31 protein-coding genes and 4 pseudogenes are annotated in these 26,264 nt (G+C 62.5%); 10 read left to right on the top strand and 25 right to left on the bottom strand.

The window, feature by feature from the left end; all coding sequences use genetic code 11:
* Positions 1-102: 102 nt before the first annotated feature.
* A complete protein-coding gene (locus CU110_RS16930) occupies positions 103-393 on the bottom strand; it encodes a hypothetical protein (protein ID WP_127735526.1) in 291 nt (96 codons plus the stop codon).
* Between CU110_RS16930 and CU110_RS16925 the strand changes: the two genes are divergently transcribed.
* Positions 380-571 (top strand): hypothetical protein, encoded by a 192-nt coding sequence (locus CU110_RS16925; protein WP_127735523.1) that lies wholly within the window; start codon positions 380-382, stop codon positions 569-571. The two genes, CU110_RS16930 and CU110_RS16925, sit on opposite strands and share 14 nt — an antisense overlap.
* Before the next feature lie 11 nt (positions 572-582).
* On the top strand, positions 583-855 hold the full coding sequence (locus CU110_RS16920) for a hypothetical protein (RefSeq protein WP_127735520.1): 273 nt from the start codon (positions 583-585) through the stop codon (positions 853-855).
* Between the two features lie 276 nt (positions 856-1,131).
* On the opposite strand, the gene CU110_RS08555 is transcribed toward CU110_RS16920, so the two are convergent.
* The 16 genes and pseudogenes from CU110_RS08555 to CU110_RS16145 all read right to left on the bottom strand — a co-directional run bounded on the left by CU110_RS08555 (position 1,132) and on the right by CU110_RS16145 (position 13,720).
* Positions 1,132-1,806, bottom strand: coding sequence for an Ig-like domain-containing protein (locus tag CU110_RS08555; protein ID WP_164850325.1), 675 nt, complete (start codon positions 1,804-1,806; stop codon positions 1,132-1,134).
* Positions 1,803-2,159: an Ig-like domain-containing protein gene (locus CU110_RS08550; RefSeq protein WP_127735514.1), complete on the bottom strand. Its 357-nt coding sequence runs from the start codon at positions 2,157-2,159 to the stop codon at positions 1,803-1,805. The genes CU110_RS08555 and CU110_RS08550 overlap by 4 nt, the downstream gene beginning before the upstream one ends.
* Positions 2,092-2,814 (bottom strand): Ig-like domain-containing protein, encoded by a 723-nt coding sequence (locus CU110_RS16915; protein ID WP_127735511.1) that lies wholly within the window; start codon positions 2,812-2,814, stop codon positions 2,092-2,094. The genes CU110_RS08550 and CU110_RS16915 overlap by 68 nt, the downstream gene beginning before the upstream one ends.
* A 362-nt stretch (positions 2,815-3,176) precedes the next feature.
* Entirely contained in the window at positions 3,177-3,413 is a 237-nt protein-coding gene (locus CU110_RS08540; protein ID WP_127735508.1) for an Ig-like domain-containing protein, read from the bottom strand.
* Complete coding sequence (locus CU110_RS08535; protein ID WP_127735505.1) at positions 3,410-3,799, bottom strand: Ig-like domain-containing protein; 390 nt, start codon at positions 3,797-3,799, stop codon at positions 3,410-3,412. The genes CU110_RS08540 and CU110_RS08535 overlap by 4 nt, the downstream gene beginning before the upstream one ends.
* A 59-nt stretch (positions 3,800-3,858) precedes the next feature.
* Positions 3,859-4,266: a hypothetical protein gene (locus CU110_RS15770; RefSeq protein ID WP_164850322.1), complete on the bottom strand. Its 408-nt coding sequence runs from the start codon at positions 4,264-4,266 to the stop codon at positions 3,859-3,861.
* Between the two features lie 88 nt (positions 4,267-4,354).
* A pseudogene (locus CU110_RS08525) lies at positions 4,355-4,963 on the bottom strand (carbonic anhydrase family protein); the annotation flags it as partial.
* A 134-nt stretch (positions 4,964-5,097) separates the two neighbouring features.
* Entirely contained in the window at positions 5,098-6,372 is a 1,275-nt protein-coding gene (gene glp / locus CU110_RS08520) for a gephyrin-like molybdotransferase Glp (RefSeq protein WP_127735499.1), read from the bottom strand.
* Positions 6,362-6,892 (bottom strand): molybdenum cofactor biosynthesis protein B, encoded by a 531-nt coding sequence (moaB, locus tag CU110_RS08515; protein ID WP_084208729.1) that lies wholly within the window; start codon positions 6,890-6,892, stop codon positions 6,362-6,364. The genes glp and moaB overlap by 11 nt, the downstream gene beginning before the upstream one ends.
* 2 nt (positions 6,893-6,894) lie before the next feature.
* Complete coding sequence (locus tag CU110_RS08510) at positions 6,895-7,239, bottom strand: DUF1244 domain-containing protein (RefSeq protein WP_084208728.1); 345 nt, start codon at positions 7,237-7,239, stop codon at positions 6,895-6,897.
* 79 nt (positions 7,240-7,318) lie between these two features.
* The gene (locus CU110_RS08505) at positions 7,319-8,323 is read right to left on the bottom strand and encodes a formate dehydrogenase subunit gamma (RefSeq protein WP_240499745.1); all 1,005 of its coding nucleotides are present in this window, start codon (positions 8,321-8,323) and stop codon (positions 7,319-7,321) included.
* A gap of 51 nt (positions 8,324-8,374) precedes the next feature.
* Entirely contained in the window at positions 8,375-9,034 is a 660-nt protein-coding gene (gene fdh3B, locus CU110_RS08500) for a formate dehydrogenase FDH3 subunit beta (RefSeq protein ID WP_084208727.1), read from the bottom strand.
* An 88-nt stretch (positions 9,035-9,122) separates the two neighbouring features.
* On the bottom strand, positions 9,123-11,969 hold the full coding sequence (locus tag CU110_RS08495) for a molybdopterin-dependent oxidoreductase (protein ID WP_084208726.1): 2,847 nt from the start codon (positions 11,967-11,969) through the stop codon (positions 9,123-9,125).
* Positions 11,960-12,571 carry a molecular chaperone TorD family protein gene (locus CU110_RS08490; protein ID WP_127735496.1) on the bottom strand — a complete coding sequence of 204 codons (612 nt, stop codon included), beginning with the start codon at positions 12,569-12,571 and terminating at the stop codon, positions 11,960-11,962. The genes CU110_RS08495 and CU110_RS08490 overlap by 10 nt, the downstream gene beginning before the upstream one ends.
* 4 nt (positions 12,572-12,575) lie before the next feature.
* Positions 12,576-13,226 (bottom strand): 4Fe-4S dicluster domain-containing protein, encoded by a 651-nt coding sequence (locus tag CU110_RS08485; protein WP_127735493.1) that lies wholly within the window; start codon positions 13,224-13,226, stop codon positions 12,576-12,578.
* Positions 13,223-13,720, bottom strand: a complete 498-nt coding sequence (locus tag CU110_RS16145) for a 4Fe-4S dicluster domain-containing protein (protein WP_276317921.1) — start codon at positions 13,718-13,720, stop codon at positions 13,223-13,225. Before CU110_RS16145 ends, CU110_RS08485 begins: the two co-directional genes overlap by 4 nt.
* A gap of 126 nt (positions 13,721-13,846) precedes the next feature.
* Between CU110_RS16145 and CU110_RS08475 the strand changes: the two genes are divergently transcribed.
* Together CU110_RS08475 and CU110_RS08470 are read left to right on the top strand one after the other, a co-directional pair.
* Positions 13,847-14,707 (top strand): formate dehydrogenase accessory sulfurtransferase FdhD, encoded by an 861-nt coding sequence (locus CU110_RS08475; protein ID WP_127735487.1) that lies wholly within the window; start codon positions 13,847-13,849, stop codon positions 14,705-14,707.
* A 23-nt stretch (positions 14,708-14,730) separates the two neighbouring features.
* Entirely contained in the window at positions 14,731-15,597 is an 867-nt protein-coding gene (locus CU110_RS08470; RefSeq protein ID WP_240665330.1) for a helix-turn-helix transcriptional regulator, read from the top strand.
* Here the strand turns inward: CU110_RS08470 and CU110_RS16140 are convergent.
* The gene (locus tag CU110_RS16140) at positions 15,563-16,228 is read right to left on the bottom strand and encodes an XRE family transcriptional regulator (protein ID WP_205694101.1); all 666 of its coding nucleotides are present in this window, start codon (positions 16,226-16,228) and stop codon (positions 15,563-15,565) included. The two genes, CU110_RS08470 and CU110_RS16140, sit on opposite strands and share 35 nt — an antisense overlap.
* A gap of 3 nt (positions 16,229-16,231) precedes the next feature.
* Positions 16,232-17,152, bottom strand: a pseudogene (locus CU110_RS16135) (histone deacetylase family protein); the annotation flags it as partial.
* An 85-nt stretch (positions 17,153-17,237) separates the two neighbouring features.
* Here CU110_RS16135 and CU110_RS16910 point away from each other — a divergent pair.
* The 6 genes and pseudogenes from CU110_RS16910 (at position 17,238) to CU110_RS08445 (ending at position 22,933) form a co-directional block, all read left to right on the top strand.
* On the top strand, positions 17,238-17,711 hold the full coding sequence (locus tag CU110_RS16910; protein WP_240665329.1) for a CoA-binding protein: 474 nt from the start codon (positions 17,238-17,240) through the stop codon (positions 17,709-17,711).
* Positions 17,693-19,003: a hypothetical protein gene (locus tag CU110_RS16905; RefSeq protein WP_240665328.1), complete on the top strand. Its 1,311-nt coding sequence runs from the start codon at positions 17,693-17,695 to the stop codon at positions 19,001-19,003. Before CU110_RS16910 ends, CU110_RS16905 begins: the two co-directional genes overlap by 19 nt.
* Positions 18,979-20,043, top strand: coding sequence for a GNAT family N-acetyltransferase (locus CU110_RS16900; protein ID WP_240665327.1), 1,065 nt, complete (start codon positions 18,979-18,981; stop codon positions 20,041-20,043). The genes CU110_RS16905 and CU110_RS16900 overlap by 25 nt, the downstream gene beginning before the upstream one ends.
* A gap of 34 nt (positions 20,044-20,077) precedes the next feature.
* Positions 20,078-21,113, top strand: a pseudogene (locus tag CU110_RS08455) (ATP-binding cassette domain-containing protein).
* Positions 21,110-21,967, top strand: coding sequence for a proline/glycine betaine ABC transporter permease (locus CU110_RS08450; protein ID WP_084208717.1), 858 nt, complete (start codon positions 21,110-21,112; stop codon positions 21,965-21,967). The pseudogene CU110_RS08455 and the gene CU110_RS08450 overlap by 4 nt, the downstream one beginning before the upstream one ends.
* Before the next feature lie 132 nt (positions 21,968-22,099).
* Positions 22,100-22,933, top strand: a complete 834-nt coding sequence (locus CU110_RS08445) for a glycine betaine ABC transporter substrate-binding protein (RefSeq protein WP_127736831.1) — start codon at positions 22,100-22,102, stop codon at positions 22,931-22,933.
* Positions 22,934-22,935: 2 nt separating this feature from the next.
* Here the strand turns inward: CU110_RS08445 and CU110_RS08440 are convergent, their stop codons facing one another.
* The 6 genes and pseudogenes from CU110_RS08440 to CU110_RS08415 all read right to left on the bottom strand — a co-directional run bounded on the left by CU110_RS08440 (position 22,936) and on the right by CU110_RS08415 (position 26,262).
* Complete coding sequence (locus CU110_RS08440) at positions 22,936-23,607, bottom strand: pseudouridine synthase (RefSeq protein WP_084208716.1); 672 nt, start codon at positions 23,605-23,607, stop codon at positions 22,936-22,938.
* The gene (locus tag CU110_RS08435) at positions 23,564-24,145 is read right to left on the bottom strand and encodes a hypothetical protein (RefSeq protein WP_127735480.1); all 582 of its coding nucleotides are present in this window, start codon (positions 24,143-24,145) and stop codon (positions 23,564-23,566) included. The genes CU110_RS08440 and CU110_RS08435 overlap by 44 nt, the downstream gene beginning before the upstream one ends.
* Before the next feature lie 9 nt (positions 24,146-24,154).
* A complete protein-coding gene (gene pdxH / locus CU110_RS08430) occupies positions 24,155-24,805 on the bottom strand; it encodes a pyridoxamine 5'-phosphate oxidase (RefSeq protein WP_084208715.1) in 651 nt (216 codons plus the stop codon).
* Between the two features lie 72 nt (positions 24,806-24,877).
* Positions 24,878-25,243 carry an AzlD domain-containing protein gene (locus tag CU110_RS08425; RefSeq protein WP_127735477.1) on the bottom strand — a complete coding sequence of 122 codons (366 nt, stop codon included), beginning with the start codon at positions 25,241-25,243 and terminating at the stop codon, positions 24,878-24,880.
* A gap of 169 nt (positions 25,244-25,412) precedes the next feature.
* A pseudogene (locus CU110_RS16895) lies at positions 25,413-25,832 on the bottom strand (AzlC family ABC transporter permease); the annotation flags it as partial.
* Between the two features lie 43 nt (positions 25,833-25,875).
* Positions 25,876-26,262 carry a DUF2069 domain-containing protein gene (locus CU110_RS08415; protein ID WP_240665326.1) on the bottom strand — a complete coding sequence of 129 codons (387 nt, stop codon included), beginning with the start codon at positions 26,260-26,262 and terminating at the stop codon, positions 25,876-25,878.
* Between the last annotated feature and the right edge of the window lie 2 nt (positions 26,263-26,264).

Raw genomic sequence — 26,264 nt, 5'->3', positions numbered from 1 at the left:
TGTCAGTCGGTGCAGCGACGGTGATCTCGTTGGCCGGATCGGCGCTGTCAGTGATGGTGATCACGACATTGCTGCTGTCGAGGCCGGCCTCGATGCTGCCAGTCAGATCGACGGCGCTGATGTCACTGCCAGATTGAGGAGGGCATCGTCACCATCGACGAAGGCGATGCTGCCCGTCGGGTCGGTGGTATCCACGGTCACGGCGCCCAGGTTCACGGCGTCGCTGACGTTGCCCGCGACATCGGTCTGACGGATCTGCACCGTGCCATCGGCATAGCTGCCTTCGTCCAGCGTGAAGGTGGTGCCAGTGCGAGCATCCCAAGTGGTGCCGCCGTCGAGGGAGACTTCCCAGGTGGCATCGGTCTCGAGACCACTGACGGTGACCTTCACCATTGCTGGTGATGCCGTCGTCCGCGACGTTGGTGTCGGCGGTGAGCGCAAGGCTCGGTGCCGCGATGGTGGCATCGACGGTGACGGCGCCCAGGTTCACGGCGTCGCTGACGTTGCCGGCGACATCGGTCTGACGGATCTGCACCGTGCCATCGGCATAGACTGCCTGCGGCGAGAGTGAAGGTAGCCCCCGTGCCATCGACCCAGGTGGTGCCGCCGTCGGTGGTGTATTCCCAGCTGGCGTCGGCTTCCAGATCGCTGACGGTGACTTCCCCATTGCTGGTGATGCCATCGTCCGCGACGTTGGTGTCGGCGGTGAGCGCAAGGCTCGGAACTTCAGGCCGCGGTGGTGGCATCGACGGTGAGCGTGAAGTCGGCAGACGGTGCACTTTCGTTGCCCGCGGCATCGGTGGCGGTGACGCTGAAGACGTGTTCGCCATCGGTCGAAGTCAGTCGCCGGTGTGAAGCTCCACGTGCCGTTGCTGTCGGCGGTAGCGGTGCCGATCTCTTCACCGTTGTGGGTGAGGGTGACGGTGCTGCCAATCTCGGCACTACCGGTCAGCGTCGGAGTCGCATCATTGGTGCTGTCGCCATCGGCGAGGGAGCCGGTCACGGCTTCCACATTATCCGTGGCGGAGGCGATGGTCGGCGCGTTCGGGGCGGTAACGTCGGCATCTTCCGGCACCACCAGGGTGTCGGAGACAGCACTTTCGTTGCCTGCGGCATCGGTGACAGTGGCGGTCAGCTCGGTGCCTGGCATCCTGCTCGGGAGACAGCGCGACCGAGAAAGTTGCCATCGGTGTCGACCTCAGCAGAGCCCAGGACGTCGCCAGCAGCATTGGTGATCTCGACCGTGGTACCGGCTTCACCGGTGCCGGTGACGGTGGGAGACAGCGCGACCGAGAAGTTGCCATCGGTGTCGACCTCAGCAGAGCCCAGGACGTCGCCAGCAGTATTGGTGATCTCGATCGTCGGTGCCGGCTTCGCCGGTGCCCGCGACGGTGGTGCCATCGGTCTCGGCCAGCACTGGTGCATCCGGCGCGGTGGTGTCGACGGTGAGCGTGAAGTCGGCAGACGGTGCACTTTCGTTGGCGGCGGCATCAGTCGCGGTAACACTGAAGACGTGTTCGCCATCGGCGAAGCGCTGTCGCCTGGTGTGAAGCTCCACGTGCCGTTACTGTCGGCGGTGGTGGTGCCGATCTCTTCACCATTGTGGGTGAGGGTCACGGTGCTGCCGGCTTCGGCGCTGCCGGTCAGGGTCGGGGTCGCATCATTGGTGCTGTCGCCCGAGGCGAGGGCGCCTGTGACGGCTTCCACGTCATCGGTGGCAGATGCGATGGTCGGCGTGTTCGGGGCGGTGACGTCGGCATCTTCCGGCATCCACCAGTGTGTCGGTGCAGACAGCACTGCTGTCATTGCCAGCAGCATCGGTGACAGTGGCGGTCAGCGTCGGTGCCAGCATCCTGCTTCGGCGACAGCGTGATGCTGAAGGTGCCGTCATCCGCGACGGTGCCAGAGCCCAGCAGGTCCTGACCATCACCGTTGGTGATCTCGACGGTGCCACCGGCTTCGGCACTGCCATTGACCGTACTGCCATTGGCGGTTTCGCCATCGGTATCGGCCAGCACTGGTGCATCTGGCGCGGTGGTGTCGACGGTGAGCGTGAAGTCGGCAGACGGTGCACTTTCGTTGGCGGCGGCATCAGTCGCGGTAACACTGAAGACGTGTTCGCCATCGGCGAAGCGCTGTCGCCTGGTGTGAAGCTCCACGTGCCGTTACTGTCGGCGGTAGACGTGGTGTCGCGATCTCTTCACCATTGTGGGTGAGGGTCACGGTGCTGCCGGCTTCGGCGCTGCCGGTCAGGGTCGGGGTCGCATCATTGGTGCTGTCGCCATCGGCGAGGGCGCCGGTATCGGCTTCCACGTCATCGGTGGCAGATGCGATGGTCGGCGCATTCGGCGCGGTGACGTCGGCATCTTCCGGCACGGTCAATGCGGCAGAGGCTGCGCTTTCATTGCCTGCAGCATCAGTGACGGTAGCCGTCAGCTCGGTGCCAGCATCCTGCTTTGGAGACAGGAGACAGCGTGATAGCTCGACCGAGAAGTTGCCGTCAGTGTCGGCAACAGTGCCGGTGCCAAGCACAACGCCATCGACATCGGTGATCTCGACGGTCCCCCCGGCTTCGGCGCTGCCATTGACCGTACTGCCATTGGCGGTTTCGCCATCGGTCTCGGCCAGCACTGGTGCATCTGGCGCGACGGTGTCGACGGTGAGCGTGAAGTCGGCAGACGGTGCACTTTCGTTGCCCGCAGCATCGGTGGCGGTGACGCTGAAGACGTGCTCGCCATCGGCGAAATCGGTCGTCGGGCGTGAAGCTCCAGGTGCCGTTACTGTCGGCGGTGGTGGTGCCGATCTCTTCACCATTGTGGGTGAGGGTCACGGTGCTGCCGGCTTCGGCGCTGCCGGTCAGGGTCGGGGTCGCATCATTGGTGCTGTCGCCATCGGCGAGGGCGCCGGTATCGGCTTCCACGTCCGCTGCCGTTGACCGTGCTGCCATTGGCGGTTTCGCCATCGGTCTCGGCCAGTCGGCGCTGCTGGTCAGGGTCGGGGTGGCGTCGTTGGTGCTGTCGCCATCGGCGAGGGTGCCGGTTACGGCCGCCACATCATCCGTGGCAGATGCGATGGTCGGCGCATTCGGTGCGGTGACGTCGGCATCTTCCGGCACCACCAGGGTGTCGGAGACAGCACTTTCGTTGCCTGCGGCATCGGTGACGGTAGCCGTCAGCTCAGTGCCTGGCTTCCTGCTTTGGAGACAGCGTGATGCTGAAGGTGCCGTCATCGGCAACGGTGCCGGTGCCAAGCACAACGCCATCGACATCGGTAATCTCGACGGTCCCCCCGGCCTCGGCGCTGCCATTGACGGTGCTGCCGTTGGCGGTCTCGCCATCGGTCTCGGACAGAATCGGCGCATCCGGCGCAGTGGTATCAACCGTCAGCGTGAACTCGCCAGACGGCGCGCTCACGTTGCCGGCTTCATCAGTCGCGGTGACGCTGAAGACGTGCTCGCCATCGGCGAATTCGGTGCCTGGTGTCCATTGGCGGTTTCACCATCGGTTTCAGTCAGGACCGGTGCATCCGGCGCGGTGGTGTCGACGGTGAGCGTGAAGTCGGCAGACGGTGCACTCACGTTGCCTGCGGCATCGGTGGCGGTGACGCTGAAGGTCTGATCGCCCTCGGTCAAAGCGCGGTCGTCGGGCGTGTAGGTCCAGCTGCCATTGGCATCGGCGGTGACTGTCGCGATTTCCTCACCGTTGTGGGTAATCGTGACGGTGCTGCCGGCTTCGGCATCGCTGTTGGTGATGACGATCATCGCTGCCAGCCTCGGCCGTGCCGGAGACAGTGGTGCCATCGGACTCGATCAGCGTCGGTGCACCCGGTGCGGTGGTATCGACGGTCAGCGTGAACTCGCTAGACGCCGCACTTTCGTTGCCCGCGGCATCGGTGGCGGTGACGCTGAAGGTCTGATCGCCCTCGGTCAAGCGCGGTCGTCTGGGCGTGTAGGTCCAGCTGCCATTGGTATCTGCCGTGGACAGTAGCGATCACTTCACCGTTGTGGGTGATCGTGACGGTGCTGCCGGCTTCGGCGCTGCCGGTCAGGGTTGGCGTCGCATCATTGGTGCTGTCGCCATCGGCAAGGGTGCCGGTTACGGCTTCCACGTCGTCGGTGGCAGAGGCGATGGTCGGCGTGTTCGGTGCGGTGACGTCGGCATCTTCCGGCACCAGCAGGGTGTCGGAGACAGCACTTTCGTTGCCAGCGGCATCGGTAGCAGTGGCGCTCAGTTCGGTGCCTGGCTTCCTGCAGCGGATCCAGCTCAACCGATAAAGTTGCCATCGGCATCAGCCGTCGCGGTGCCCACGATCTCACCGGATGCATTGATGACTTCGATAGTGGCACCGGGCTCGCTCAGCGTTGGAGAGGGCGAGAATTCTCCCCTCCTTGCCACTCCAGGTAGGCATCGATCTGTGACCGAGAGGCTTCGATCGGTGATTTCATCACAAACCAGGTGACGGGTTCAGAACATGGCGGAGTGGTCAGCGAGCCGGAGTATTGCCAGCCAGCATGCTCGCGTGGCAGCAGCAGGTTGGCAGACAGTCCGCTTGTCAGAGTCTCGGAGAGTCCTCGCTGTGGAAGACGGCTCAACAGACGGCTGAGCGCCAGATTGTCATGTCCTTCCTCGACCAACACGGCCAGCACTGCCAACTTGCCTTCTGGAGTGGTGTGCACCAGATGGATTTCCATGGCAGCGCGCTTGCCATCGATCGCGTGTTCCGAGGGCACATGCAGATGCACCTGTGACAGAGTGTAGGGGGTGCCATCCAGTGTCATCGTGTTTCCGCTGGCCCCTTCGATCTGCAAGGTGTGCCCCGTGTCCCGAGTGACGAGCAGCGGCGAGTGGTAGTCGAGCTTCGGCCCTGTTTCCTCCAGAGGGCGTGACTGACTGTCGATGTCGATCGGTGATTGCCGGGCACCACTGGCGCATTCCGCGTAGCCGGGGGTGAGGTCTCCCCAGTGTTCCGGTCCATTGGCGCTGTCGCCCGACTCACTCGGCCAGAACGCTGACGAATAAAAGCAGTCAGTGTGCCGGACTCAGAGGGAAGGTCAAGATGACGCTGGAGGGTCACTCGGTTGTCGCATTCCAGCGTCAGTCAACTCTCCAGCCATAGACACTCCACACTGTCGCCGGGGCTTATCTGTGCGTGGGGAGGGATCACGGCCAATGCCTCAGCGCCGACGCATGAGGAGAGCACGGCTGAGTTCTGGTCCGGGAAGGCGTGAGCCTCAAGCTGGCCATCATCGGCTGGCGTCAGCGTGACACGCAGATGGTCCTGACGGATGGCAGTGTTGGCCGAGAAGGCGGAACGTACCCGGAGGCTTCTCAAGGCCCGCAGTGCGTCACACTCGAGCATTTCGCCCAGCATGGGGCGAAGAAATAGCCAGCCACCGACCCAGCTCGACACCGGGTTGCCAGGTAGCCCCACCACACGCACCGAGTCGCCTTGCGTGTTGAGGATGCGCCCCAGCGCCAGTGGCTTGCCCGGTTTGATGGCCAGGCGCCAGAGATCCAGGCTGCCAAGCGCCTCGATGGCAGGGCGGACGTGATCTTCCTCCCCGACGCTGACCCCGCCACAGGTGACGATCAAGTCGGCCTGTTCTGCCGCTGTCGCGAGAGCGTCACGGGTGGCCTCGAAGGTATCGGCCACATTGAGTGGCGCCAGCACCACGTCAGCCCCGAAGTCGCTGAGCATCTGGCTGAGCATCACGCGATTGGAGTTGTAGATCTGCCCCGGTTCGAGCGGCTGGCCGGGTTCGATCAGTTCATCGCCAGTTGCAAACAGGGCAACGCGTACCTTGTGTCGTACCGATACGTAGCTGAGCCCTTGACCACAGAGCAGGCCAAGCATCGCGGCATCCAGGCGAGTGCCGGCGGCGATCAGCCGAGTGCCACGAGTGACGTCGCGTCCCTGTCGGCGGATATTGTCGCCGGGAATCCGTGGGCCGGGCAGCCACGCTTCCGTGGTGCCATTTTCGTTCTCACGCAGTGTCACTTCTTCCTGCATGACCACAACGTCGGCGCCTTCGGGGATTTCCGCCCCGGTGAACAGCCGTGCACAACTTGCCGAGGCGAGTGCCGAGGTGGGCTGGCCTGCCGCGATGCGCTGGCTGATTGGCAGCCAGGCGCCATCACCGATATCCGCTACTCTTGCACAGTAGCCATCCATCTGTGAGTTGTCGGCAGGAGGAACGTCCAGTTCGGCGTAGATATCCTCAGCGAGGACACGCCCCGCGGCCTTGCTGACAGGGACTTGCTCTACCGGCATTACCGGACAGCATTCGCGCAATGCGGACAAGGCACTGGAAAGAGGGGCCAGGCCCTTGGCGCCAACCGGCACGCTATCGCAGCCGCAGGAGTCAGTGGGCATGGGTTCCGCGCTCCGGGATCACCAGATTGGCGAAGTTGCAGGGACGATGACGGCTGTCCAGCTGCTCCTTGAGGATGCCGTTCCAGGCTGTTCTGCAGGCCCCGGTAGAGCCGGGCAGGCAGAACACCACGGTACGATTGGCCAGGCCGCCCAGACAGCGGCTCTGGATCGTGGAGCTGCCGACTTCCTGATGGGAAAGCTGACGGAACAGCTCGCCGAAGCCCTGGATTTCCTTGTCGAGCAGCACGCGGATGGCTTCCGGTGTGGAATCACGTCCGGTGAAGCCTGTGCCGCCGGTGGTCAGGATGACCTGCACGGCCGGGTCCGCGATCCACTCGCTGACCACGGCGCGCAACTGATAGATGTCATCGGGGACGATACGTTTTTCATGCAGCGTATGGCCGGCTGCCGTCAGGCTCTCGACCAGGGCGTCACCGGAGCGATCAGTTTCCTCGGTGCGCGTGTCGGAGACGGTCAATACCGCGATGGTGAGGCCGATCTGTTCGTCATTGCCGCTCATGATCAGTCCTTCTTGCCTTGTTGACGTGCCTCGAGCGCTGCGAGTTGCTCAGGGGTCGCCTTGGCCTGGTGATGTGTCTTCCACTCGGAATAGGGCATGCCGTAGACGTGCTCGCGCGCCGCGTCATAATCGAAGCTCACGCCGCGTTCCTCGCCGGCGGCCATCAGCCACTTGGACAGGCAGTTGCGGCAGAAGTCGGCGAGGATCATCAGATCGATGTTCTGGACATCCTTGTTGTCATCCAGGTGCTTGAGCAGACGGCGGAAAGCGGCCGCTTCCAGCTCGGTGCGGGTCTGCTCGTCCAGCTGGTTCAGGTCCTGGACGGTCTTGGGGGTCGGGTCGCTCATGGAAATCTCCAGAGAACGCCCGGCATGGCGAACCTGACCGGGCGAATCATCACTCATCCAGCGGATGTCTGGCCTCGGACTAATTCGGGCGTTGCTGACGCGCCAGGCTGTCGTCAGGTGCCGTGGCGGGGTCTGATGCCGGGTCCGCCGCCTCGGCCTGCTTGACCTCGTCATACCACAGATTGTGGTGTTGCTTGGCCCAGGTTTCATCGACGTAACCGGTCTTCATGCCCTCGAAGGCACCTTCCGTGCCGGCGGTACCGATGTAGATGTGGCCGAAGGACACCGCGATCAGCATCAATGAGGCAACGCCGTGGAAGACATTGGCCCACTGCATGTTGTCACGGGTCTGACCGAATATCGGGAAGTCGAGCACCAGCCCGCTGGCAATCACCACTAGACCGACTGTCGCCAGAATCCAGTACCAAGCCTTTTCCCCGCCATTGGCGAAGCCGGCATCCGGGTGCTTGCCCTTCATCATGCCGCCACCCTGGCGGAACCACTCAAGGTCATGCTTCTTGGGAAGGTTGAGCTTCAGCCACTTGGCCAGCACCAGAATCAGCATGATCGAGAACAATGGCCCCACATAGTTGTGGATCACCTTGGTCGCCATGATCATGTTGGCCCAGAACACATCCCCGAAGACATTGCGGAACACGAACTTGCCCCACAACAGATTGATGCCGGTGATGGCCAACGTGAGGAACAGTGTGGCCAGTGTCCAGTGCATGGCACGTTCCAGTGCCGTCCAGCGCAGCATCAACTTGCCTGAGCGGGGGTGGTCCAGATCGTTGCGCCCCACCAGCAGATAGAAGATCGCCAGCACGGCCAGCATACCGCCCAGAGCGATCAGGCCACCCGGTGAGATCCAGCGGTTGCGGATCTGTCGCCAGGTCTCGCCGCTCTGGTTGATCAGGCTGTAGTTGGAGTCATGGCGACTGTCGATGGAATTTTCTCCATCTTTCACCTGCCGCCAGGTGTCGGCATTCACCGTACCGACCGCCTGACCGATCTCGCCGTCCGGATTCGCGGCCAGCGCCTGAGGGGCCAGCCAGAGGCTGGCCAGCATCAGACACAGGAACATGGCGACGACGGTCAACCGTGAAGCTGTGAAGTGCGCGCGCATGTCGCCTCCTTACCCCTTGCGGGCTGCGTCGTAGGCCAGGTGATCCGCCTGCTGAACGCTGCTGGTGGTCAGGTTGGCCGAGGTTTCCGGGTGGCTGGCCTTGTCGACCGGCGACCAGGCGCCGTCTTCATGGCCACGATAGACCACGCGCTGACGGAAGATGTCGGAGACGGTCTCGGCGTCACCGGCCAGCAGGGCCTTGGTGGAGCACATCTCGGCACACAGCGGCAGCTTGCCTTCGCTGATGCGGTTGGCACCGTACTTCTCGAACTCTTCTTCCGGGCTCTCGGCCGGGCCGCCGGCACAGAAGGTGCACTTGTCCATCTTGCCGCGCTCGCCGAAGGCACCTTGCTGCGGGAACTGTGGCGCGCCGAACGGGCAGGCATACAGGCAGTACCCGCAACCGATGCAGATATCCTTGTCGTGCAGGACGATGCCGTCATCGGTCTTGTAGAAGCAGTCGGTGGGGCAGACCGCCATGCAGGGCGCGTCATCACAATGCATGCAGGCCACCGAGATGGAGACTTCGCTCGGCTTGCCGTCATCCAGGGTCACGACACGGCGACGCTGAATGCCCCATTCCGTCTCGTTGGCGTTCTTGCAGGCCGTCACGCAGCCATTGCACTCGATGCAGCGTTCTGCATCACACAGGAATTTCATCTGGGCCATCTTGCTTCTCCTTCACGGCCCGTCGTCGAGTGGTTCAGACGACAGGCCGGATATTTCTGATCATCGACAGTCATGGTCGGGACGCGCTTCAGGCGAGGCTGACTCGGCACAGCGTGACCTTGGTTTCCTGCATCAGGGTCACGGGGTCATAGCCATAGGTCGTCGCGGTGTTGGCGGACTCACCCAGCACGTAGGGCACCGTGCCTTCCGGGTAGCGTGACTCCAGGGACTCGCCCTCGTAGTGGCCCCCGAAGTGGAAGGGCATGAAGACCACGTCCGGCCCGACTCGTTCGGTGACCAGCGCCTTGACCTTCACGCGGCCGCCTTCGGCACCCTCGACCCATACCATGTCGCCATCCTTGATGTCCTGGTCATTGGCCAGCGCCGGATTGATCTCGACGAACATCTCCTGCTGCAGCTCGGCCAGCCACGGGATGGAGCGTGTCTCTTCGCCACCCCCTTCGTATTCCACCAGGCGGCCCGAGGTCAGGGTGATCGGGTATTTGGCGCTGACGTCCTTCTCCTGAATGGAGGCGTAGAGCGTCGGCAAGCGATAGATGGATTCGGAATCCGGCCAGGTCGGATAGTCCTTCACCAGGTCACGGCGCGCGGTATACAGCGGCTCGCGGTGCTTGGGGATCGGGTCCGGGAAGGTCCACACCAGGGCACGTGCCTTGGCGTTGCCGTACGGCATGCAGCCATGCTTGATGCACACGCGCTGGATGCCACCGGAAAGATCGGTCTTCCAGTTCTTGCCTTCCGCCGCCTGCTTTTCCTCGGCCGTCAGGTCGTCCCACCAGCCCAGCTGCTTGAGCAGCTTGTCGGTGAACTCCGGATAGCCATCCTCGATCTCGGCGCCCTTTGACCAGGAGCCCTCGGCCAGGATATTGGTGCCGTTGTGTTCCACGCCGTAACGGGCGCGGAAGTTGCCACCGCCTTCGGCTACCGTCTTGGAGGTGTCATACAGGATGGGCGAGCCCGGATGGCCCATCTCCGGCGTTCCCCAGCACGGCCATGGCAGACCGTAGAAGTCGCCATTTGCCGGACCACCCCGTGCCTTGAGTGTCTCGAAGTCGAAGGTATGCCAGTTCTTCTGATGTGCCTTCAGGCGCTCGGGACTCTGGGCGGTATAGCCAACGGTCCACATCCCGGCATTGAATTCGCGGGTGATGTCCTCGACCACCGGCACGCTGCCCTCGACCTTGATGTTGCGGAACAGCTCGTCGGCAAAGCCCAGCTTGCGGGACAGCAGGTACATGATCTCGTGATCCGGCTTGGAATCGAACATCGGTTCGATGACCTGATCACGCCACTGCAGGGAGCGACTGGAGTTGGTCACGCTGCCGGTGGTCTCGAACTGGGTCGCGGCCGGCAACAGGTAGACGCCATCGGTGCGGTCGTGCATGACGGCGGCGATGGTCGGGTAGGGGTCGACCACCACCATCATGTCCAGCTTGGCCATGGCCTTCTTCATCTCGGGTCCACGGGTCTGGGAGTTGACGGCATGCCCCCAGTAGAACATCGCCTTGAGCGCGGTGCGCTGGGAGATGCGATCCGGGTCCTCGAGCACGCCATCGACCCAGCGCGAGACGGTGATGCCGTTGGTGTGCATCGGCTTGCCGTCGTGGTACTCGGTCTGGTCGTAGCGGTTCTGGATCCAGTCGAAGTCGACGTTCCATACCTTGGCCCAATGCTTCCACGCCCCTTCGGAGAGGCCGTAGTAACCTGGCAGGGAGTGGGACATCAGGCCCAGATCCGTGGCGCCCTGAACGTTGTCGTGACCCCGGAAGATGTTGGCGCCGCCACCGGACTTGCCGATGTTGCCCAGTGCCAGCTCCAGAATGCAGTAGGCGCGGGTATTGTTGTTGCCGGTGGTGTGCTGCGTGCCACCCATGCACCACACGACACTTCCCGGACGGTTCTGGGACAGTCGACGTGCGACGTCGAGCATGTCGGCTTCACCGACACCGGTGATGCGCTCGACCACGTCGGGCGGGAAGTTGGCGACTTCCGCGCGTACCTCGTCCATGCCGTAGACGCGCTGCTGGATGTAGGCCTCATCTTCCCAGCCGTTCTCGAAGATGTGCCACAGCAGTCCCCAGATGTAGGCAACATCGGTGCCTGGACGCAGGCGAACGTACTTGTTGGCTTTCGCTGCCGTGCGGGTGAAGCGCGGATCGACGACGATGATCTCGGCGTTGGAGCGCTCCTTGGCCAGCAGGATGTGTTGCATCGCCACCGGGTGGGCTTCGGAGGGGTTGGAGCCGATGAACAGGATCGAACGACAATTGTGCATGTCGTTGAACGAGTTGGTCATCGCGCCATAGCCCCAGGTGTTGGCGACGCCGGCGACGGTGGTGGAGTGGCAGATACGCGCCTGGTGATCGACATTGTTGGTGCCGAACAGCGCTGCGAACTTGCGCATCAGGTAGGCCTGTTCATTACTGAACTTGGCCGAGCCGAGCCAGTAGATGCTGTCCGGGCCATGCTGCTCGGTCAGCTCCAGTACCTTGTTGCCGACTTCCTCGATGGCCTGCTCCCAGGACAGCTTCTTCCACTTGCCGCCTTCGAGCTTCATCGGATACTTCAGACGACGATCAGAGTGACCATGCTCACGCAGCGAGGCGCCCTTGGCACAATGCGCGCCGCGGTTGAAGGGGTGATCGAAGGCGGGTTCCTGCTTGGTCCAGACGCCTTCCTGGACTTCGGCATAGACGCCACAGCCCACGGAGCAGTGGGAACAGATCGTGCGCTTGGTCTCGACAGGTGCCTGTGAGACTTCCGTCTTGGCCTCGGCACGCTTCATCATCGGGGTGGCCATGAAGCTGGCCGCGGCAAGGCCGCCGGTCGCAACACCGCTGCGCTTCAGGAACTGGCGGCGGTTGATGCCGAGTCCCGTACTCTCCGTGCTGGAGGGGGTGGGGGTCAGTCGCATGACATCTCTCCGAGATTGCGTCGTTCGGCTGCCAGAAATGCCTGGCCAAGATAGCCAACCGCGGCATAGAAAGGACTCTTGCGGCGCGCAAGGTCGGCACAGCAACGCTCACCCCAGTTCGCCAGATGCTGACGGAAGAAGTTGACCTGTTCGCCGGGCAGCTCCTCGATCAGCATGGCCATGACCTCGCACAGAGCCCCCAGGTGGTCCTCCGGCTCGCGAACGTCGGCTTCGCGCTCGAAACCGAGGCGCTTGAGATCATGGCGCAGTGCCACCAGCGGCATTTCCATCAATGAGCCGGTCAGGTACCAGCTGGCATACGGCACCACTTCGCCCTGCACGACCCCGACCAGTGCCTGGAAATACTCATCCTCCAGTCGTCGAGGGTCACTGACGCGCGCCGATAGAGACAGCGAGGCCAGCGCCCTGGGCAGTTGCTGCTGATCCGCGCCGGGCATGGTGATGGCCTCAGGCTCCAGCGCCGCCAGGAAGTCGATGAGTGGCTGATCGGGCGCTGCCCGCAGCAGACGAGCCAGCAGGCGGTAGAGATCGGCCCGCAGTGCCTGTTGCTCGGCACTGTGGCTGATCAGCGATGAAGGCATGGACTCAGACCTTGAGTTGAGCATCGGGATTGCGGGCCATTTCGTGCCAGATATCCTTCACGCGGCAATCGCTGCACATCTTGAGGCGCAGCGCACCGTCACCCTGGAAATAGGCGTGGGAGGCCAGCTTGGTCTGCATCGCCGTGATGGTGGCGGTGGAGCCGAACGGGGTGCCGCAGCTGATGCAGGGGAACGGCGTGTCCTGCTTGAGCAGGCGCGGTTCACGGCGCACCTCTGGTTGTGCGGAAAAGCCCGGCGTCAGAGTGATGACGCTCTCGGGGCATGACTGCTCGCACAGGCCACATTGCACGCAATCTCCCTCGGTGAAGGACAGTGCCGGAGAGGTGCGGTTGGCGGACAGTGCGCTGGTCGGGCAGACCGCGACACAGGCCTGACAAAGGGTGCAGCCATCGCTTTCGACCTGAATCGCGCCGAAGGGCGCGCCGGCAGGTACCTCGATGGCGGTCTGCGCCAGGTCAGCGGCGGCCAGCGTGGCCAGGTGATCCAGTACACGATTCAGGCGCTCACGCTTGCCGGGTCGGGCATCCGGCTGACCCAACAGCCAGTCACGCGCGATCGGCAGGCCCGGCTGGCCGTCCTCTTCGCGATCGGCACCGGGCGCCAGCGCGAGGCAGAGCGGACTGACGAGCGTCATGGGCGAGGCCTGGCCAGTTGCATGCTCTCCAGCAACGCATTGCACAGACGCTGTTCCTGCTCGAGTTGCTGGTGCTGACCGGCAGGCAGTGTCCGAGGCAGTTCGACGATGACCTGGGTGGCGCCCAGCGCCAACGCGGCCAGCCACTCGTCGTGCCCGGTGGCGCTGATTTCATCCAGTGCGATGTCCAGGCAGCGTTCCTGATCCTCAGGTGCCAACGGCGAGTGGCGGTCACTGGCAGACTCGAGGCGGTAGCGCAGTATCGGCTGCGTGCCCCCTGCATCCTGATAGCGCTCAAGCAGACGCTGGATCTGTTCGAGACGCTGTTCGAGTGGCGGCTGGGTAAAGCTCAGCGCACCGGTCGGGCAGGCACTCACGCAACTGGCGGCACCATGGCAGAGGTACGGGTCGATCTCGATATGCGCGTTGCGGCGTCCCGCCGCGGAGAAGATGGCATCGGCGCTGCAGGAGGAAAGACAACGTGTACACCCGATGCTGCCCGCACTTGAATGAGCACAGATGTCGAGATTGACGTTGACGTAATTGGGCTTGTCGAAGCTGCCGACCAGACCGGCGAATTCTGTCGCCCAATGGATCAGCCCGACGCCATGAAAACCTCCATGCCTCCGGTCATCAGCAATGCTCGATTGCCCACCACGCTGGACATCGTCGTGATGGATGAGCGAGGCCAGCGCCAGACGCAGTCGATCGCCGCCGAGCGCGCGCTGACGATCTACCTCAACAAGCGTGAGATCGTCACTCTGATGACGCTGGGGGCCGAGCCTGAGGCGCTGGTGGCGGGCTATCTGCGCAATCAGGGCCTGTTGGGAGATATCGAAGACCTGGAGGCGCTGCAAGTGGACTGGGAGGTGGAAAGCGCCTCGGTGGTGACGCGCCATCTACCTAAGGATATCGAGCAGCGACTGAGCAAGCGTACCGTCACTACCGGCTGCGGCCAGGGAACCGTCTTTGGCAATCTGCTGGAGCGTCAGACGCTGGAGGCGCTTGATGATCGCCCCTTTCAGCAGAGTGTGCTGTATCAGCTGCTGGCATCTCTCGCGGCCCACAATGCCACCTACCGCAAGGCGGGGGCGGTACATGGCTGTGCGCTGTGCCGGGATGATGAGGTGCTGGCATTCATCGAGGATGTCGGTCGCCACAATGCCGTCGATACCCTGGCAGGACTGAACTGGCTCTCGCCCGTGCGCGAGGACGAGACGGATTACCGGGGTGCCAATATCTTCTACACCACGGGGCGTCTGACCTCGGAGATGGTGCTCAAGGTGGCGCAGGCGGGCATTTCGGTGCTGGTCTCACGCTCCGGGGTGACCCAGAAGGGCGTTGAGCTGGCAAGCCGCTTCGGGGTGCTGTTGATCGCACGTGCCAAGGGCAGCCACTTCCAGGTGGTGGACCCTGCCGGTCGGATGGTACTGGACGCCATCCCTCCACTGCGTGCCGGTGACATGACAACCCCTTTCTGACGGTCCATGAGGTCGCACGACTGTTGCACCTCAATGAAAAGAAGATCTATCAGCTGGCCAGTGAGGGCACCATGCCGGCCACCAAGGTCACCGGAAAATGGCTTTTCCCGCGGCGTCTGGTCGAGCAATGGATTCTGGAGTCCAGCCATCATGGGGTGCTGGCGGATCGCTTGATGATCACCGGTAGCGATGACCCCTTGCTGGCAGCGCTGACGATGCGACTCAACCAGCAGCACGATGGCAGTGCCTTCTATGGCATGAGTGTCACCGGGACACGCCTGGGGCTGGATCTGTTGAGTCAGGGGCGAGCCGATGTCTGTGCCATCCACTGGGGGCGTGCCGAGGAAGCATCGCTTCGCCATCCGGCCTTGATCCGCGGGCACGATGGTTATCGTCAGTGGGTATTGGTCCGGCTGGCCCGGCGCACCCAGGGGCTGATCATTCGTCAGGAAGATCGCCACCTGCCGATCAATCCCGGTGGTCTGTTCGGGTCTCAACGGCGCTGGGTAGTGCGTCAGGAGGGGGCCGGTTCGCAGCGCTTCCTGCAGGAGTGGCTGTCCGGCCATCAGATGCGCCCGGAGCAGCTCAACACCCTCGCCATCGCCTACTCGGAGCGAGAGGTCGCATCACTCGTCGCGCGCGGGGAGGTGGATGTCGGGCCGGGGACGTTATCCGCCGCGAATGAATTCGGTCTCGGATTCGTGCCGGTCTGTGAAGAGGCCTTTGATCTGGTCGTGCCACGCAACGTCTATTTCCGCGACCTCTTCCAGGGCCTGCTGGACTATCTGTCCACGCCCAATGGCATCCAGCTGGCACAGTCGTTGGGAGGGTATGACCTGCGTGAATGTGGTCAGCTCATCTGGCGAGGCGACGCCGCCCAACATGACTGAGATCGGCGTCGTTGCGCGTGCAGACCGACAGCACTACGGCATCGTCTTCGCTGGTGGAAACCAGAGCATGGCCCATGTCGGAGTCGAAATAGATGCTGTCTCCATCTCCGAGAGGCAAGGGTTCATAGAACTCGGAATACAGTAGAATGCTGCCCTCTAGCACCATCAGGAATTCCTCGCCGTCGTGGCGCACCCAGTCGGGAAACTCCTCGAAGCTGCGAGCGCGCACCCGGGTCTTGAAGGGAATCATGCGTTTCTGAGCCAGCTGCCAGGAAAGCAGCTCATGTTCATAGGTCGGGGTCGGGTGGCTCTTGCCTTCACCGAGGCGCGTCAGATCACGTCGGCCCAGCGTGCCGCTCTGTCGCTTGGGAGGACTCAGCAGTTGAGGAAGGTCGATATTGAGACCATTGATCAACTTCTGGACGGCGGTGAAGGTGGGGGATATCTGTTCATTCTCGATCTTGGACAGCGTAGAGCGTGCAAGCCCGGTACGCTGGCTGACGTCCTCGAGGGTCCAATGATTGGCGAGACGGATCTGCTTGACCCTCTCTCCAAGCTTGAGGGGCTCAACGAAGGCCTTGCGGCCGGAAGCGATCCGGACCGCGGCATCCTTGTCAGTCGGTGTACTCATGGGACCCGCCAGTGCCTTGACATGGGCCTCAGTGCTGCGTGCCAACGCTTCCAGGCAGTAGCCGCCTTCCAGTACCGAGACGACACGTCCCTGACAATGGCGCCTGGCCACGTCCATCGCCAGGCGCGTGATCCAGTAATAGTCGTCGTCCTCGAGACACAGTTCGGCCATCGGATCCTCACGATGCGCGTCGAAGCCTGCCGAGATCAGGATCAGCTCCGGCTTGAAATCATCAAGCTTCTTCAGCCATTGCGCTTCGATGGCATGGCGAAAGTCCAGCGAACCACAGCCTTCTGCCAGCGGGGTATTGTGAATGTGCTCCCAGCGGCTCTCGAGATAGCGCCAGGGGTACATGGCGTTCTGGAACGATGAGCAGACCAGCGTGTCGGGGTCATGCTTGAAGATATCTACCGTGCCGTTGCCCTGATGAACATCGAAATCGAGGATGGCGATGCGTCTGACGCCGTACTGCTGGCGGGCATGCAGCGCGCCTACTGCCACGTTGTTGTAGAAGCAGAAGCCCATGGCATCCGCGCGTTCGGCATGATGGCCCGGTGGGCGCACGGCACAGAAGACGTTGTCTGCCTGATTGCGCATCACCTGGTCGACCCCACGCACGACGGCCCCTGCCGCGAGACGTGCCGCCACCAGGCTATCTGCACACATCACGGTGTCCTCGCTGAGCGCCAGCAGCTGACCTGCCTGGGGCGGGCACTTGTCGAGAGCCTGCAGGTGGCGCATCGGATGGACTCTTGCCAGCTGTTCCAGCGTGGCAGGGCGTGCATCGTATTGCTGGACATGCTGAATCACGCCGCTCAATGCCAGCTGACGCTGGATGGCCTGCAGGCGCAATGGGCTCTCGGGATGTGTCGGACCCATGAAATGATTGCCACAGTCGCTATGAGAGATATAAGAGGTGATCATCGGCATGTGCCTGTTCAGGCACTCACTTTCGCGGCATGCTGGTGGCATCGCGCATTGGATGCGCACCGGCTGACAGGACACCTCCATGGGGATGCGATTTCTGCGCAATTTCTTCGAGCCCACCAGTATCGCGGTGATCGGGGCCTCGGAAAAGACACACTCACTGGGCGGCCAGGTGCTGAGAAACCTGCTGGAAGGCGGGTTCAAGGGCACGCTTGTCGTGGTGAATCCCAAGGGCTATGACACGGTGCATGGAGTGCCCTGTGTGCGCCGGATCAGTGAGCTGGACACGATGCCGGACCTCGCCATCCTGTGCTCGCCTGCCGAGACCTTGCCGCGCATCGTCGAGAAGCTGGGGCGTCGCGGCGTGAAGGCCGCGCTGTTGATCTCCGGAGGAGTGGCACCGTCGCCGGCAAGCTCCCTGGCCCGCGTGACGGACTGCGCATCCATCCGGATCAGGAGAGTCTCAACAGCCGTCTGCTCAAGGCGGCACGTGGCAGTGGTATACGTCTGCTGGGCCCGGAGTGCATGGGGGTCTGCGTGCCCAATCGGAATCTGAATGCCTCCTTCAGTGGTCAGCCTGTCGCCAAGGGCAAGGTCGCCTATCTGGGGCAGTCGGGGATGCTGGGCAATGCCATGATCGACTGGGCAGCGGGGCGCGGTATCGGCTTCTCCCATCTGGTGACGCTGGGAGACAGCGTCGACGTGATGTTGCCTGACCTGATTGATTACCTGAATCAATATGGGCATGCCCAGGCGCTCTTGCTGCATCTCGAGCGCATCCATGACTCGATGCACTTCATGACTGCGCTGCGCGAGGCCTCTCGCAACCGACTGGTATTGGCGATCAAGAGCGGTCGCACGCCCGAGGCCGACCTGTTCGGGACTCACGTCACCCCCGGCATCCCCAATCGCGACCAGATCGTGGACGTCGCGCTGGCGCGAGCTGGGGTGGTACGCGTCAATGACAGCGAGGACATGTTCGATGCCCTCGAGACGCTCAACCGCATGAAACCGCTGCGGGGCGATCGGCTGGCGATCGTCTCCAATGGTCTCGGGCCGGCCCTGTTGGCGATCGACAAGCTGATGGCGGGAGGCGGCAAGCTTGCCGAGCTGAGCAAGGAGAGTCGGGATGCGCTGCTCAAGGATCAGCTGGATGTCAGCCTGCCCGGTCGCAATCCGGTGGATCTGGGGGGCAATGCCACGCCCGAAGACTTCGTTGCCGCAGTCAACATCGTGGCCAATGATCAGGGAGTCGATGCGGTGCTCGTCGTGCATGCGCCGACAAGACTTGCACCATCCAAGGACACGGCCGAGGCCCTGATCACGCATCGCAAGCAGTTCCGGCGCAATCTGCTGACCAGCTGGATGGGGCTCGAGCAGGCGCTGGCGGCACGTCATGCCTGCCACGCTGCGGGTATCCCGACCTATCTCTCACCCGAAAAGGGCGTCAAGGCCTTCCTGCAGATGGTGGATTACCAGCGGGTGCAGTCCCTGTTGCAGCAGACCCCGCCGAGCCTGTCCTTCACCACCAGCGCCGAGATTCGCGCCCGAGCACATGATCTGGTGCACAGCGCTCGGCGTGCCGGTCGTGAATGGCTGACCCATTCTGAAACGGCTCAGGTACTGGAGACCTATGGCATCGCGACAGCTGCCAGTCATTATGTGTCTGATGCCGCCGAAGCCGCGCAGGCCATTGGGGGCCCTTCGCCTTGCGGGTGGTCCACGAGCACAACAGCCAGCCCTTCCGTTATCGCCGCTTCCCGCAGCGTCTGTCTTCTGGCGTGGTCCAGGATCTCAATGGCCCGGAAGACATCGCCCTGGCCATGCGTCGCATCACCAGCAAGGTGAGCGAGCGTGATGACGAGCGGGGACGCAGCGGCAGCGAACGCACCCGCATCCATGAGTTCTGCCTGCAGCCGATGCGCCGCGGCAAGCATTCGCTGCAATTGAGTGCGGGCATCACGCGTGACGAGGAGTTCGGGCCGGTGGTGGTCTTCGGGCTGGGGGGCTACAAGGTCAACGTGCTGGTAGACCGCCAGGTTGCCTTGCCACCTCTCAACATGACGCTGGCACGCGAGCTCATCTCGCGCAGTCATGCCTCGCGTCTGATCGAGGAGCACTCGCCGGACCCCGAGCGGGATATCGCGCGCCTGTGTACCTTGTTGATCAAATTGTCGCAGTTGGCATCGGATTTGCCTGACATTCGGGGGCTGGAGATCAATCCGTTGCTGCTCAATCGTGATGAGGCCGTCGCGGTGGATTTCACGCTGGATCTGGGCAAGCCCGCGCGCTTCGCCATCATGCCGTACCCGGAAGAGCTGCGGGAGTGGGTGCGGCTTGAGGATGGCACCGAGGTGGAAGTGCGGCCGATTCGTGCAGAGGATGCGCCATTGATCACCGCTTTCCATGCCAGATTGTCCGAGGAAAGCATTCGTTTCCGTTATTTCCATCACAAGGCTTCCCTGACGCAACGCGATCTGGCGCTGCTGGCCCAGATCAATTATGACCGCCAGATGGCATTCATCGCCGAGCGTGAAGTCAGTGAGCAGGAGGAGGGCGGCTCACGTCGTGAAATGCTGGGAGTGGTGCGGGTCTGGAATGACCCTGACAACATTCGCACGGAGTTCTCGGTGATCATTCGTGATGACCTGCAAGGTGAGGGGATCGGGCGACTGTTGATGGAAAAGATGCTGCGCTATTGCCGCTCGCTGGGCACTCTCGAGATGGTAGGCAAGATCATGATGGACAATCACCCGATGCGTGCACTGATGAAGCATCTGGGGTTCACCTGTCGTTACAACATGGAGGAACAGGTCATCGATGCGAGTATCCGACTCAATGAGCCCACCAGTGATTGGCAACGCCTGAGGCTTGAATCCAAGGCCTGATGCGCTTCCCTGTGCACTCACAACAGGAAAGCCAATGACTGACACTCGCGATGTGAAGATCCGGGTGCGCAACCTGAGCAAGGTGTTCGGTAACCAGCCTGACAAGGCGCTCACTCTGCGTGACCAGGGACTCAAACGTCCTGAAATTCTGGAAAAGACCGGCCAGACACTGGGCCTGTCCAATGTCGATTTCGATGTGATGGAAGGTGAGCTGCTGGTCATCATGGGGCTGTCCGGCTCCGGGAAGTCCACCTTGATCCGTTGTCTCAATCGTCTGATCGACCCGACAGAAGGCGAGATCCTGATCGACGGTCAGGACGTGGCCAAGCTGGATGAGAAATCGCTGCTGCGCTGTCGTCGCAAGCACTTCTCGATGGTCTTCCAGAACTTTGCGCTCTTCCCTCATCGTACGGTTCAACAGAATGCCGAGTACGGCCTTGAAGTGCGCGGCGAGGCGAAGGAAGTCTGTTTCCAGCGCGGGCGTGACGCACTCAAGCAGGTAGGACTGGACGGGTGGGAGGATGCCTATCTTCATCACCCACGATCTGGATGAAGCCCTGTCCATCGGTGATCGCATCATCCTGCTCAAGGATGGTGAAATCGTCCAGATCGGCACTCCCGAGACCATTCTCACCGAGCCCGCTGACGATTATGTCGCGCGCTTCGTCGAAGGCGTGGACATGTCGCGGATTCTGACCGCCCAGTCCGCCATGACGGATGTCCGTGCCACTGCGCGAGACGATGATGGCCCCCGTACGGCATTGCGCAAGATGGGAGAAAACGGCCTGGACAGTCTCTTCGTGGTGCGCCGCGACCGTACCGTTCTGGGAATCGTGACGGCAGAAGATGCCGAGCGTGCGGTGCGTGAGAACCTCACGGATCTCTCCAGTCTGATCCACTCCGATTGCTGTCGGGTCTCGCCTGATGAGCCCTTGCACAACCTGTTCGCGATGTTTGCCGGCCATCACCACCCGCTGGCAGTCGTGGATGAGCAATCGCGCTTGATGGGAGTCGTGGTCAAGGGATCCGTACTGGCTGAGCTGGCCGAAGCAGGGGAGGCGCATGCATGAGTGAATCGACAGGTTTCACCATTCCGAAGATAGAGCTGGGTGACTGGATCGAGGCAGGGCTGGATTATCTGACCAACAATTATTCCAGCGTGACCCGCGCCATTTCCAAGTTCACCGAGACCGGCATCGGTGCGCTCAATGACGCCCTGATGTGGATGCCTCAGTGGGCCTTGATCGCACTGGTCGCGCTGTTGTGCTGGCGGCTGGCGGGAACTCGCCTGGCGATCGGTTCCATCCTGGGCCTCGGCCTCATCTGGAATCTGGATCTGTGGGATCCGATGATCGAATCGCTCACCCTGGTGGTCATCGCGACGCTGGTGGCCGTGGTCATCGCCATCCCCCTGGGCATTCTGGCGGCGCTGTCGGATCGCTTCTATCGGGTCATCATGCCGGTTCTGGATTTCATGCAGACGATGCCGGCCTTCGTCTATCTGATCCCGGCCATTCCCTTCTTCGGTATCGGGTCAGTCTCGGCGATCTTCGCTACGGTCATCTTCTCGATGCCGCCGGCGATCCGTTTCACTACCCTGGGGATTCGTCAGGTGCCCAAGGAGCTGATCGAGGCCGCAGATGCCTTCGGGTCCACCCGTCGCCAGAAGCTCTTCAAGCTGCAGCTGCCCCTGTCGCTGCCGACGGTGATGGCGGGCATCAACCAGACCATCATGCTGGCCCTGTCGATGGTCGTCATCGCGGCCATGATCGGCGCCGATGGTCTGGGCAACGAGGTCTGGAAGGCGATCCAGCGTCTGCGTCCCGGAGATGGGTTCGAAGCGGGTATCGCGGTGGTGATCCTGGCCATGCTGCTTGACCGCCTGACCCAGACCTTGAGCAAGGAAAAGAAGTCGCGCTCCTGAGGTGACTCACCTAAGAAATAAGTAGATTCAAATAAAGGGGAAGTTGATGAATAAGCAAGGTACTTCACGTAGCCATCTGACCATCACCGCCAAGTGACCATCACCGCCAAGGCACTGTTGCTGGGGGCCGCCATGTCATCCTCGGTGGTCGGTGTCAGCGCGGCTCATGCGGCAGGTGACAAGGGAGATGTCACCCTGGCGTATGTCGAGTGGTCCTCCGAGGTCGCCTCCACCAATGTCGTGAAAGCGGTGCTGGAAGCCCAGGGCTACAACGTCGAGCTCAAGGCGCTGTCCGCCGCCGCGATGTTCCAGGCGGTCGCCTTTGGTGATGCTGATGGCATGGTCGGTGCGTGGCTCCCCACGACCCATGAAGACTACATGGCCAAGGTCGGGCCCAAGGTCGAGGACCTGGGAGTCAACCTCGAGGGCACCAAGCTTGGCCTGGTGGTCCCGGCGTACAGCAAGCTCGAGTCCATCGAGGACATCACCTCGCATGCCGACGAGATTGATGAGCGTATCGTCGGTATCGAGCCAGGCGCCGGCCTGACCCGACTCACCGAGCAGGTGCTCGAGGATTACGATCTCGAGGATATCGACCTCACGACCGGTAGCGGTGCGACCATGACCGCAGCACTGAGCAATGCCATCAAGGGCGAGCGGGATATCGTGGTGACCGGCTGGACCCCCCATTGGATGTTCGCGCGCTGGGACCTCAAGTACCTGGAGGATCCGAAGGGTGTCTATGGCGGTGCCGAGGAGATCCATACCCTGGCACGCAAGGGGCTCAAGGAGGACATGCCGGAGGTCTACGCGATCCTGGACAACTTCGCCTGGACCCCGGCGGACATGGGCGAGGTGATGCTCAACAACCAGGAAGATGATGCAGACCCCTACGAGACGGCCAAGGCGTGGGTGGAAAGCCATCCGGATATCGTCAATGAGTGGCTGCCGGCAACGGCTCAGTAAGCTCAAAAGGGGCAGGGGCTGCGGACTTGCATGCGCTCGCCGCTGACCGGGTGATCGAAGGCGATCATCTCGGCATGCAGCATCAGGCGCTCGGCCATGAAGAAGGCTTCATCACTGGCATACAGATCGCAGCCCAGGATGGGGTGGCCCAACTGCTGACTGTGGATGCGCAGCTGGTGGGTGCGCCCGGAGACGGGCGTGAATTCGACCCGGGTACGCCTGGGGGCCTCGAGCCGCTCAAGCACGCGATAGTCACTGATGGCGGTCTTGCCTGTCTCATGGCAGATCTTCTGCAACGGGAACTGATCCACGTCCTTGGCAATCGGCAGCGAGATCCGTCCACTGTCCTGCTCGACGTGTCCCAGCAGCATCGCGCGGTAGGACTTGTCGATGGTCCGGGCCTGGAACTGGCGCGTCAGGTTGCCGTTGGCCGGCTTGTTGAGTGCCACCAGCATGATGCCTGATGTGCCGAGATCCAGACGGTGCAGCAGCTTGGCGGTCGGGTATTCCTTGACCAGCCGATGGTGCAGCGAGTCCAGATTGAGCGGATGCTTGCCCGACAGGCTCAGCAGACCACTAGGCTTGTGGATCAGCAGGATGTCCTCATCCGCGTAAAGCACCTTGTAGGTCTCACGACAGGGCGGAACGATGAACGGGTCGGCTTGTGGCTGCATGGGGTCTCACAGATGACGCGATGTCTTCCCAGTGATACTCGTATTCCTCCTCCTCGGTATCGTCGGGAGCTCGCCCGATGAACAGGCTGGCGGTGAAAGCCCGCACGAAGATCACCTCGCTGCCATCCAGTGCCGCAAGGCGCTCGCCTTTCCTGAGCTTCTTGATCTTGCGCTTGCGCGCCGCGACATCCTCACGCGCGGCGCGGGTCGCCTCTCGCCACTGGGCGGCAATCTCACCGGGGGCAGTGGACTGCGCCAGGAGTGCCGGTGGGCATTGCAGCGGAATATCTGGCGTGCCTTCATCCCGGATATGGTATTCCCAGCGGCTGGGGTCACCCTGTCGGGGAGCCTGCATCAGATGCTGGCGAATGAAGGTATGACCATGGGGATGCTCCAGCACGGTGTAGAGCACATTGCCGACCACGGCGTGATCCACCAGCGAGATGCCATGGTGATCGGAAGGTGTGTAGCTTGCCAGCAGGCGATCTACCAGCGTCTGACGAGCCACCTTGGGTGTTGCACTGTCGTCCCAGGCCATGTGGCCTCCTCACGGTGCGAGCATCACCTTGTGCCACTCATTGTCTTCGGTATCCAGACGCTGATAACGGACCCGGTCGTGCAGGCGTGATGGCTGGCCCTGCCAGAACTCGATCATCTCGGGCACCACGCGATAGCCACCCCAGTGCTCAGGGCGCGGGACATCACTGTCGGCATAGACCTTCTCGAAGCGACCCTGTCTCTCGCTGAGCCAGTCGCGATCCGGAATCTCGACGCTCTGCTGCGAGACCCAGGCGCCCAGCTGGCTTTCCTTGGGACGGGAGGCGAAGTAGTGGTCCGAGGTGGCGTCCGAGACCTTCTCCACGCGACCCTCGATACGGACCTGGCGCTCCATGGCAGGCCACCAGAACGTCAAGGCCGCATGCGGCATATTGGCCAGTTCGCTGCCCTTGTGGCTCTGATAGTTGGTATAGAAGATGAACCCTTGCGCGTCGTATCCCTTGAGCAGCACGATGCGCGCGTGCGGCTTGCCCTGGCTGTCCACGGTGGACAACGTCATCACATTGGCATCGTTGTCATCGGCGGAGAGTGCGCTGGTCAGCCATTCCTGAAACTGCTCGAAGGGTTCGGCCGGGGTGTTGTCAAGATTCAGGCCATCACCGGAGTAGGTTCTGCGCACGTCAGCGATATCGCGATTCATGGTGGGCTCCCTTGATGAATTGCTCATGTAATGTAAGGACTGTGTACCGTCGAGCGCCAGATCGCAAGGGCCTCAGGCCTGTGCCATGGGGCCGAGCTGTACCCACGCCATGTAAAGACCGGTACCGACGGCGATGGAGAGCAGCGCATTGCGTCGCCAGAGGTGAAGGCCGGCCACGCAGGCGGCGGATATCAGCATGCCGGCCCCTTCGGCCTGCATCAGCCAGTCGCGCCAGAGCTCGCTGCGGCCGGGCAACGACATGGCAGACAGGGACACGATGATCAGCACGACCATCACGATGGCCGGCAGATAGCGACCCATGTGCAGGATCAAGGGATGTGCGGAATGGCGTGAGAGAAACAGGAAGGGGGTCACGCGTGTTGCGAAGGTCGCCAGCGCGGCCACGCCGATCAGCAGCAGTGCCTGGGTCGTTGTCATCGTGTAGTTGGTCTTGGGGCAGCACCCATAGCCCCGCCAGGGTGATCACCAGGCCCAGCAGGAAGGGCCAGCGTTCCCGCAATGCGTACCATTGCTCGATGCCGAGCACGACGAACAAGGCAGTGAGGGCAAATTCGATGCCGCTGCTGTCGAAGGTAAGCTGGCCGGCCGCCAGTCCCAGTGCGGTCCCCAATACCCACCACAGCTGGTTGAGCGCCGTAATGCGCAGCATCAGACGCTGATCATTGCGCCTGGCGGCCTTGTCATCCCGCTCACCGCTGCGCGGCAGGCTGGATAGCAGCGAGTAGGTCTCGTCGGTGAGACCGAAGATGAGATAGAGCTTGGCGATTCCGGCCTCGCGGAAACGCTCCAGCAATGACAGGCCATAGAACAGGTGGCGTGAGTTGAGCAGCAGGGTGGCGACGGCCACCTCCGTGACACCCGCTCCAGCGCCCAGCAGAGCGACTGCCAGGAACTGCCCGGCACCCGCCAGGATGATCACCGACATCAAGAGTCCCAGCCAGGGGCTCAGGGGCAACTGGGTGAACAGCACCCCGAAGGCGGCTCCCAGCGGGATATAGCCGAACATCACCGGTAGCGTCTGACGCAGCGCCTCACGCCACGCCTGGCGATCACGACTGAGGCTGACGCTTCAGATTGCGCGAGCGAAAGCGAGCATACGCCATGCTGGCGAGGAACAGGCCAAGTGCCGCCAGCGCCTCCAGTATGCCGATCACCCCATGGCCGGGTACGCTGGCCAGCATCACGCCCTGCATGAGATAGAGCAGACTGACGAAGGCCAGCCAGACGTGGCCGCGGGCGCGACGAGTCAGCACGGCGGGCAGGAAAAGGGCAATGGGCAGCAGGCGAATCAACAACGGCACCAGGCCGGTATTGTCACTCTGGGCCATCAACTGGATGCCACCTACCAGCAGGATGACGGCCAGGGCCGCGAAGCTCACGATCACGCCGCGGCGGCTCTTGGCCTCGAGGGTGTCGAGGCCTTGTTCGCGTTCCATTC

The organism is Cobetia sp. ICG0124 (assembly GCF_004006355.1).
Taxonomy (GTDB): domain Bacteria; phylum Pseudomonadota; class Gammaproteobacteria; order Pseudomonadales; family Halomonadaceae; genus Cobetia; species Cobetia marina.
This window is presented reverse-complemented; position numbering and strand designations above follow the sequence as displayed.

Bases quoted from the DNA above. Each gene is read 5' to 3' on its own strand.
- CU110_RS08535 (WP_127735505.1), bottom strand. From the start codon at position 3,799: ATGGCACCACTGTCTCCGGCACGGCCGAGGCTGGCAGCGATGATCGTC.
- CU110_RS08555 (WP_164850325.1), bottom strand. From the start codon at position 1,806: ATGACAGCAGTGCTGTCTGCACCGACACACTGGTGGATGCCGGAAGAT.
- CU110_RS08440 (WP_084208716.1), bottom strand. From the start codon at position 23,607: ATGCAGCCACAAGCCGACCCGTTCATCGTTCCGCCCTGTCGTGAGACC.
- CU110_RS08435 (WP_127735480.1), bottom strand. From the start codon at position 24,145: ATGGCCTGGGACGACAGTGCAACACCCAAGGTGGCTCGTCAGACGCTG.
- CU110_RS08445 (WP_127736831.1), top strand. From the start codon at position 22,100: ATGTCATCCTCGGTGGTCGGTGTCAGCGCGGCTCATGCGGCAGGTGAC.
- glp (WP_127735499.1), bottom strand. From the start codon at position 6,372: ATGCCCACTGACTCCTGCGGCTGCGATAGCGTGCCGGTTGGCGCCAAG.
- CU110_RS08415 (WP_240665326.1), bottom strand. From the start codon at position 26,262: ATGGAACGCGAACAAGGCCTCGACACCCTCGAGGCCAAGAGCCGCCGC.
- CU110_RS16900 (WP_240665327.1), top strand. From the start codon at position 18,979: ATGCGTCGCATCACCAGCAAGGTGAGCGAGCGTGATGACGAGCGGGGA.
- CU110_RS16140 (WP_205694101.1), bottom strand. From the start codon at position 16,228: ATGAGTACACCGACTGACAAGGATGCCGCGGTCCGGATCGCTTCCGGC.
- CU110_RS08450 (WP_084208717.1), top strand. From the start codon at position 21,110: ATGAGTGAATCGACAGGTTTCACCATTCCGAAGATAGAGCTGGGTGAC.
- pdxH (WP_084208715.1), bottom strand. From the start codon at position 24,805: ATGAATCGCGATATCGCTGACGTGCGCAGAACCTACTCCGGTGATGGC.
- CU110_RS08485 (WP_127735493.1), bottom strand. From the start codon at position 13,226: ATGACGCTCGTCAGTCCGCTCTGCCTCGCGCTGGCGCCCGGTGCCGAT.
- CU110_RS16910 (WP_240665329.1), top strand. From the start codon at position 17,238: ATGGGGATGCGATTTCTGCGCAATTTCTTCGAGCCCACCAGTATCGCG.
- CU110_RS08475 (WP_127735487.1), top strand. From the start codon at position 13,847: ATGCCTCCGGTCATCAGCAATGCTCGATTGCCCACCACGCTGGACATC.
- CU110_RS08490 (WP_127735496.1), bottom strand. From the start codon at position 12,571: ATGCCTTCATCGCTGATCAGCCACAGTGCCGAGCAACAGGCACTGCGG.
- fdh3B (WP_084208727.1), bottom strand. From the start codon at position 9,034: ATGGCCCAGATGAAATTCCTGTGTGATGCAGAACGCTGCATCGAGTGC.
- CU110_RS08505 (WP_240499745.1), bottom strand. From the start codon at position 8,323: ATGTTCCTGTGTCTGATGCTGGCCAGCCTCTGGCTGGCCCCTCAGGCG.
- moaB (WP_084208729.1), bottom strand. From the start codon at position 6,892: ATGAGCGGCAATGACGAACAGATCGGCCTCACCATCGCGGTATTGACC.
- CU110_RS16930 (WP_127735526.1), bottom strand. From the start codon at position 393: ATGGTGAAGGTCACCGTCAGTGGTCTCGAGACCGATGCCACCTGGGAA.
- CU110_RS08425 (WP_127735477.1), bottom strand. From the start codon at position 25,243: ATGACAACGACCCAGGCACTGCTGCTGATCGGCGTGGCCGCGCTGGCG.
- CU110_RS16915 (WP_127735511.1), bottom strand. From the start codon at position 2,814: ATGGTGAAGAGATCGGCACCACCACCGCCGACAGTAACGGCACCTGGA.
- CU110_RS08510 (WP_084208728.1), bottom strand. From the start codon at position 7,239: ATGAGCGACCCGACCCCCAAGACCGTCCAGGACCTGAACCAGCTGGAC.
- CU110_RS08495 (WP_084208726.1), bottom strand. From the start codon at position 11,969: ATGCGACTGACCCCCACCCCCTCCAGCACGGAGAGTACGGGACTCGGC.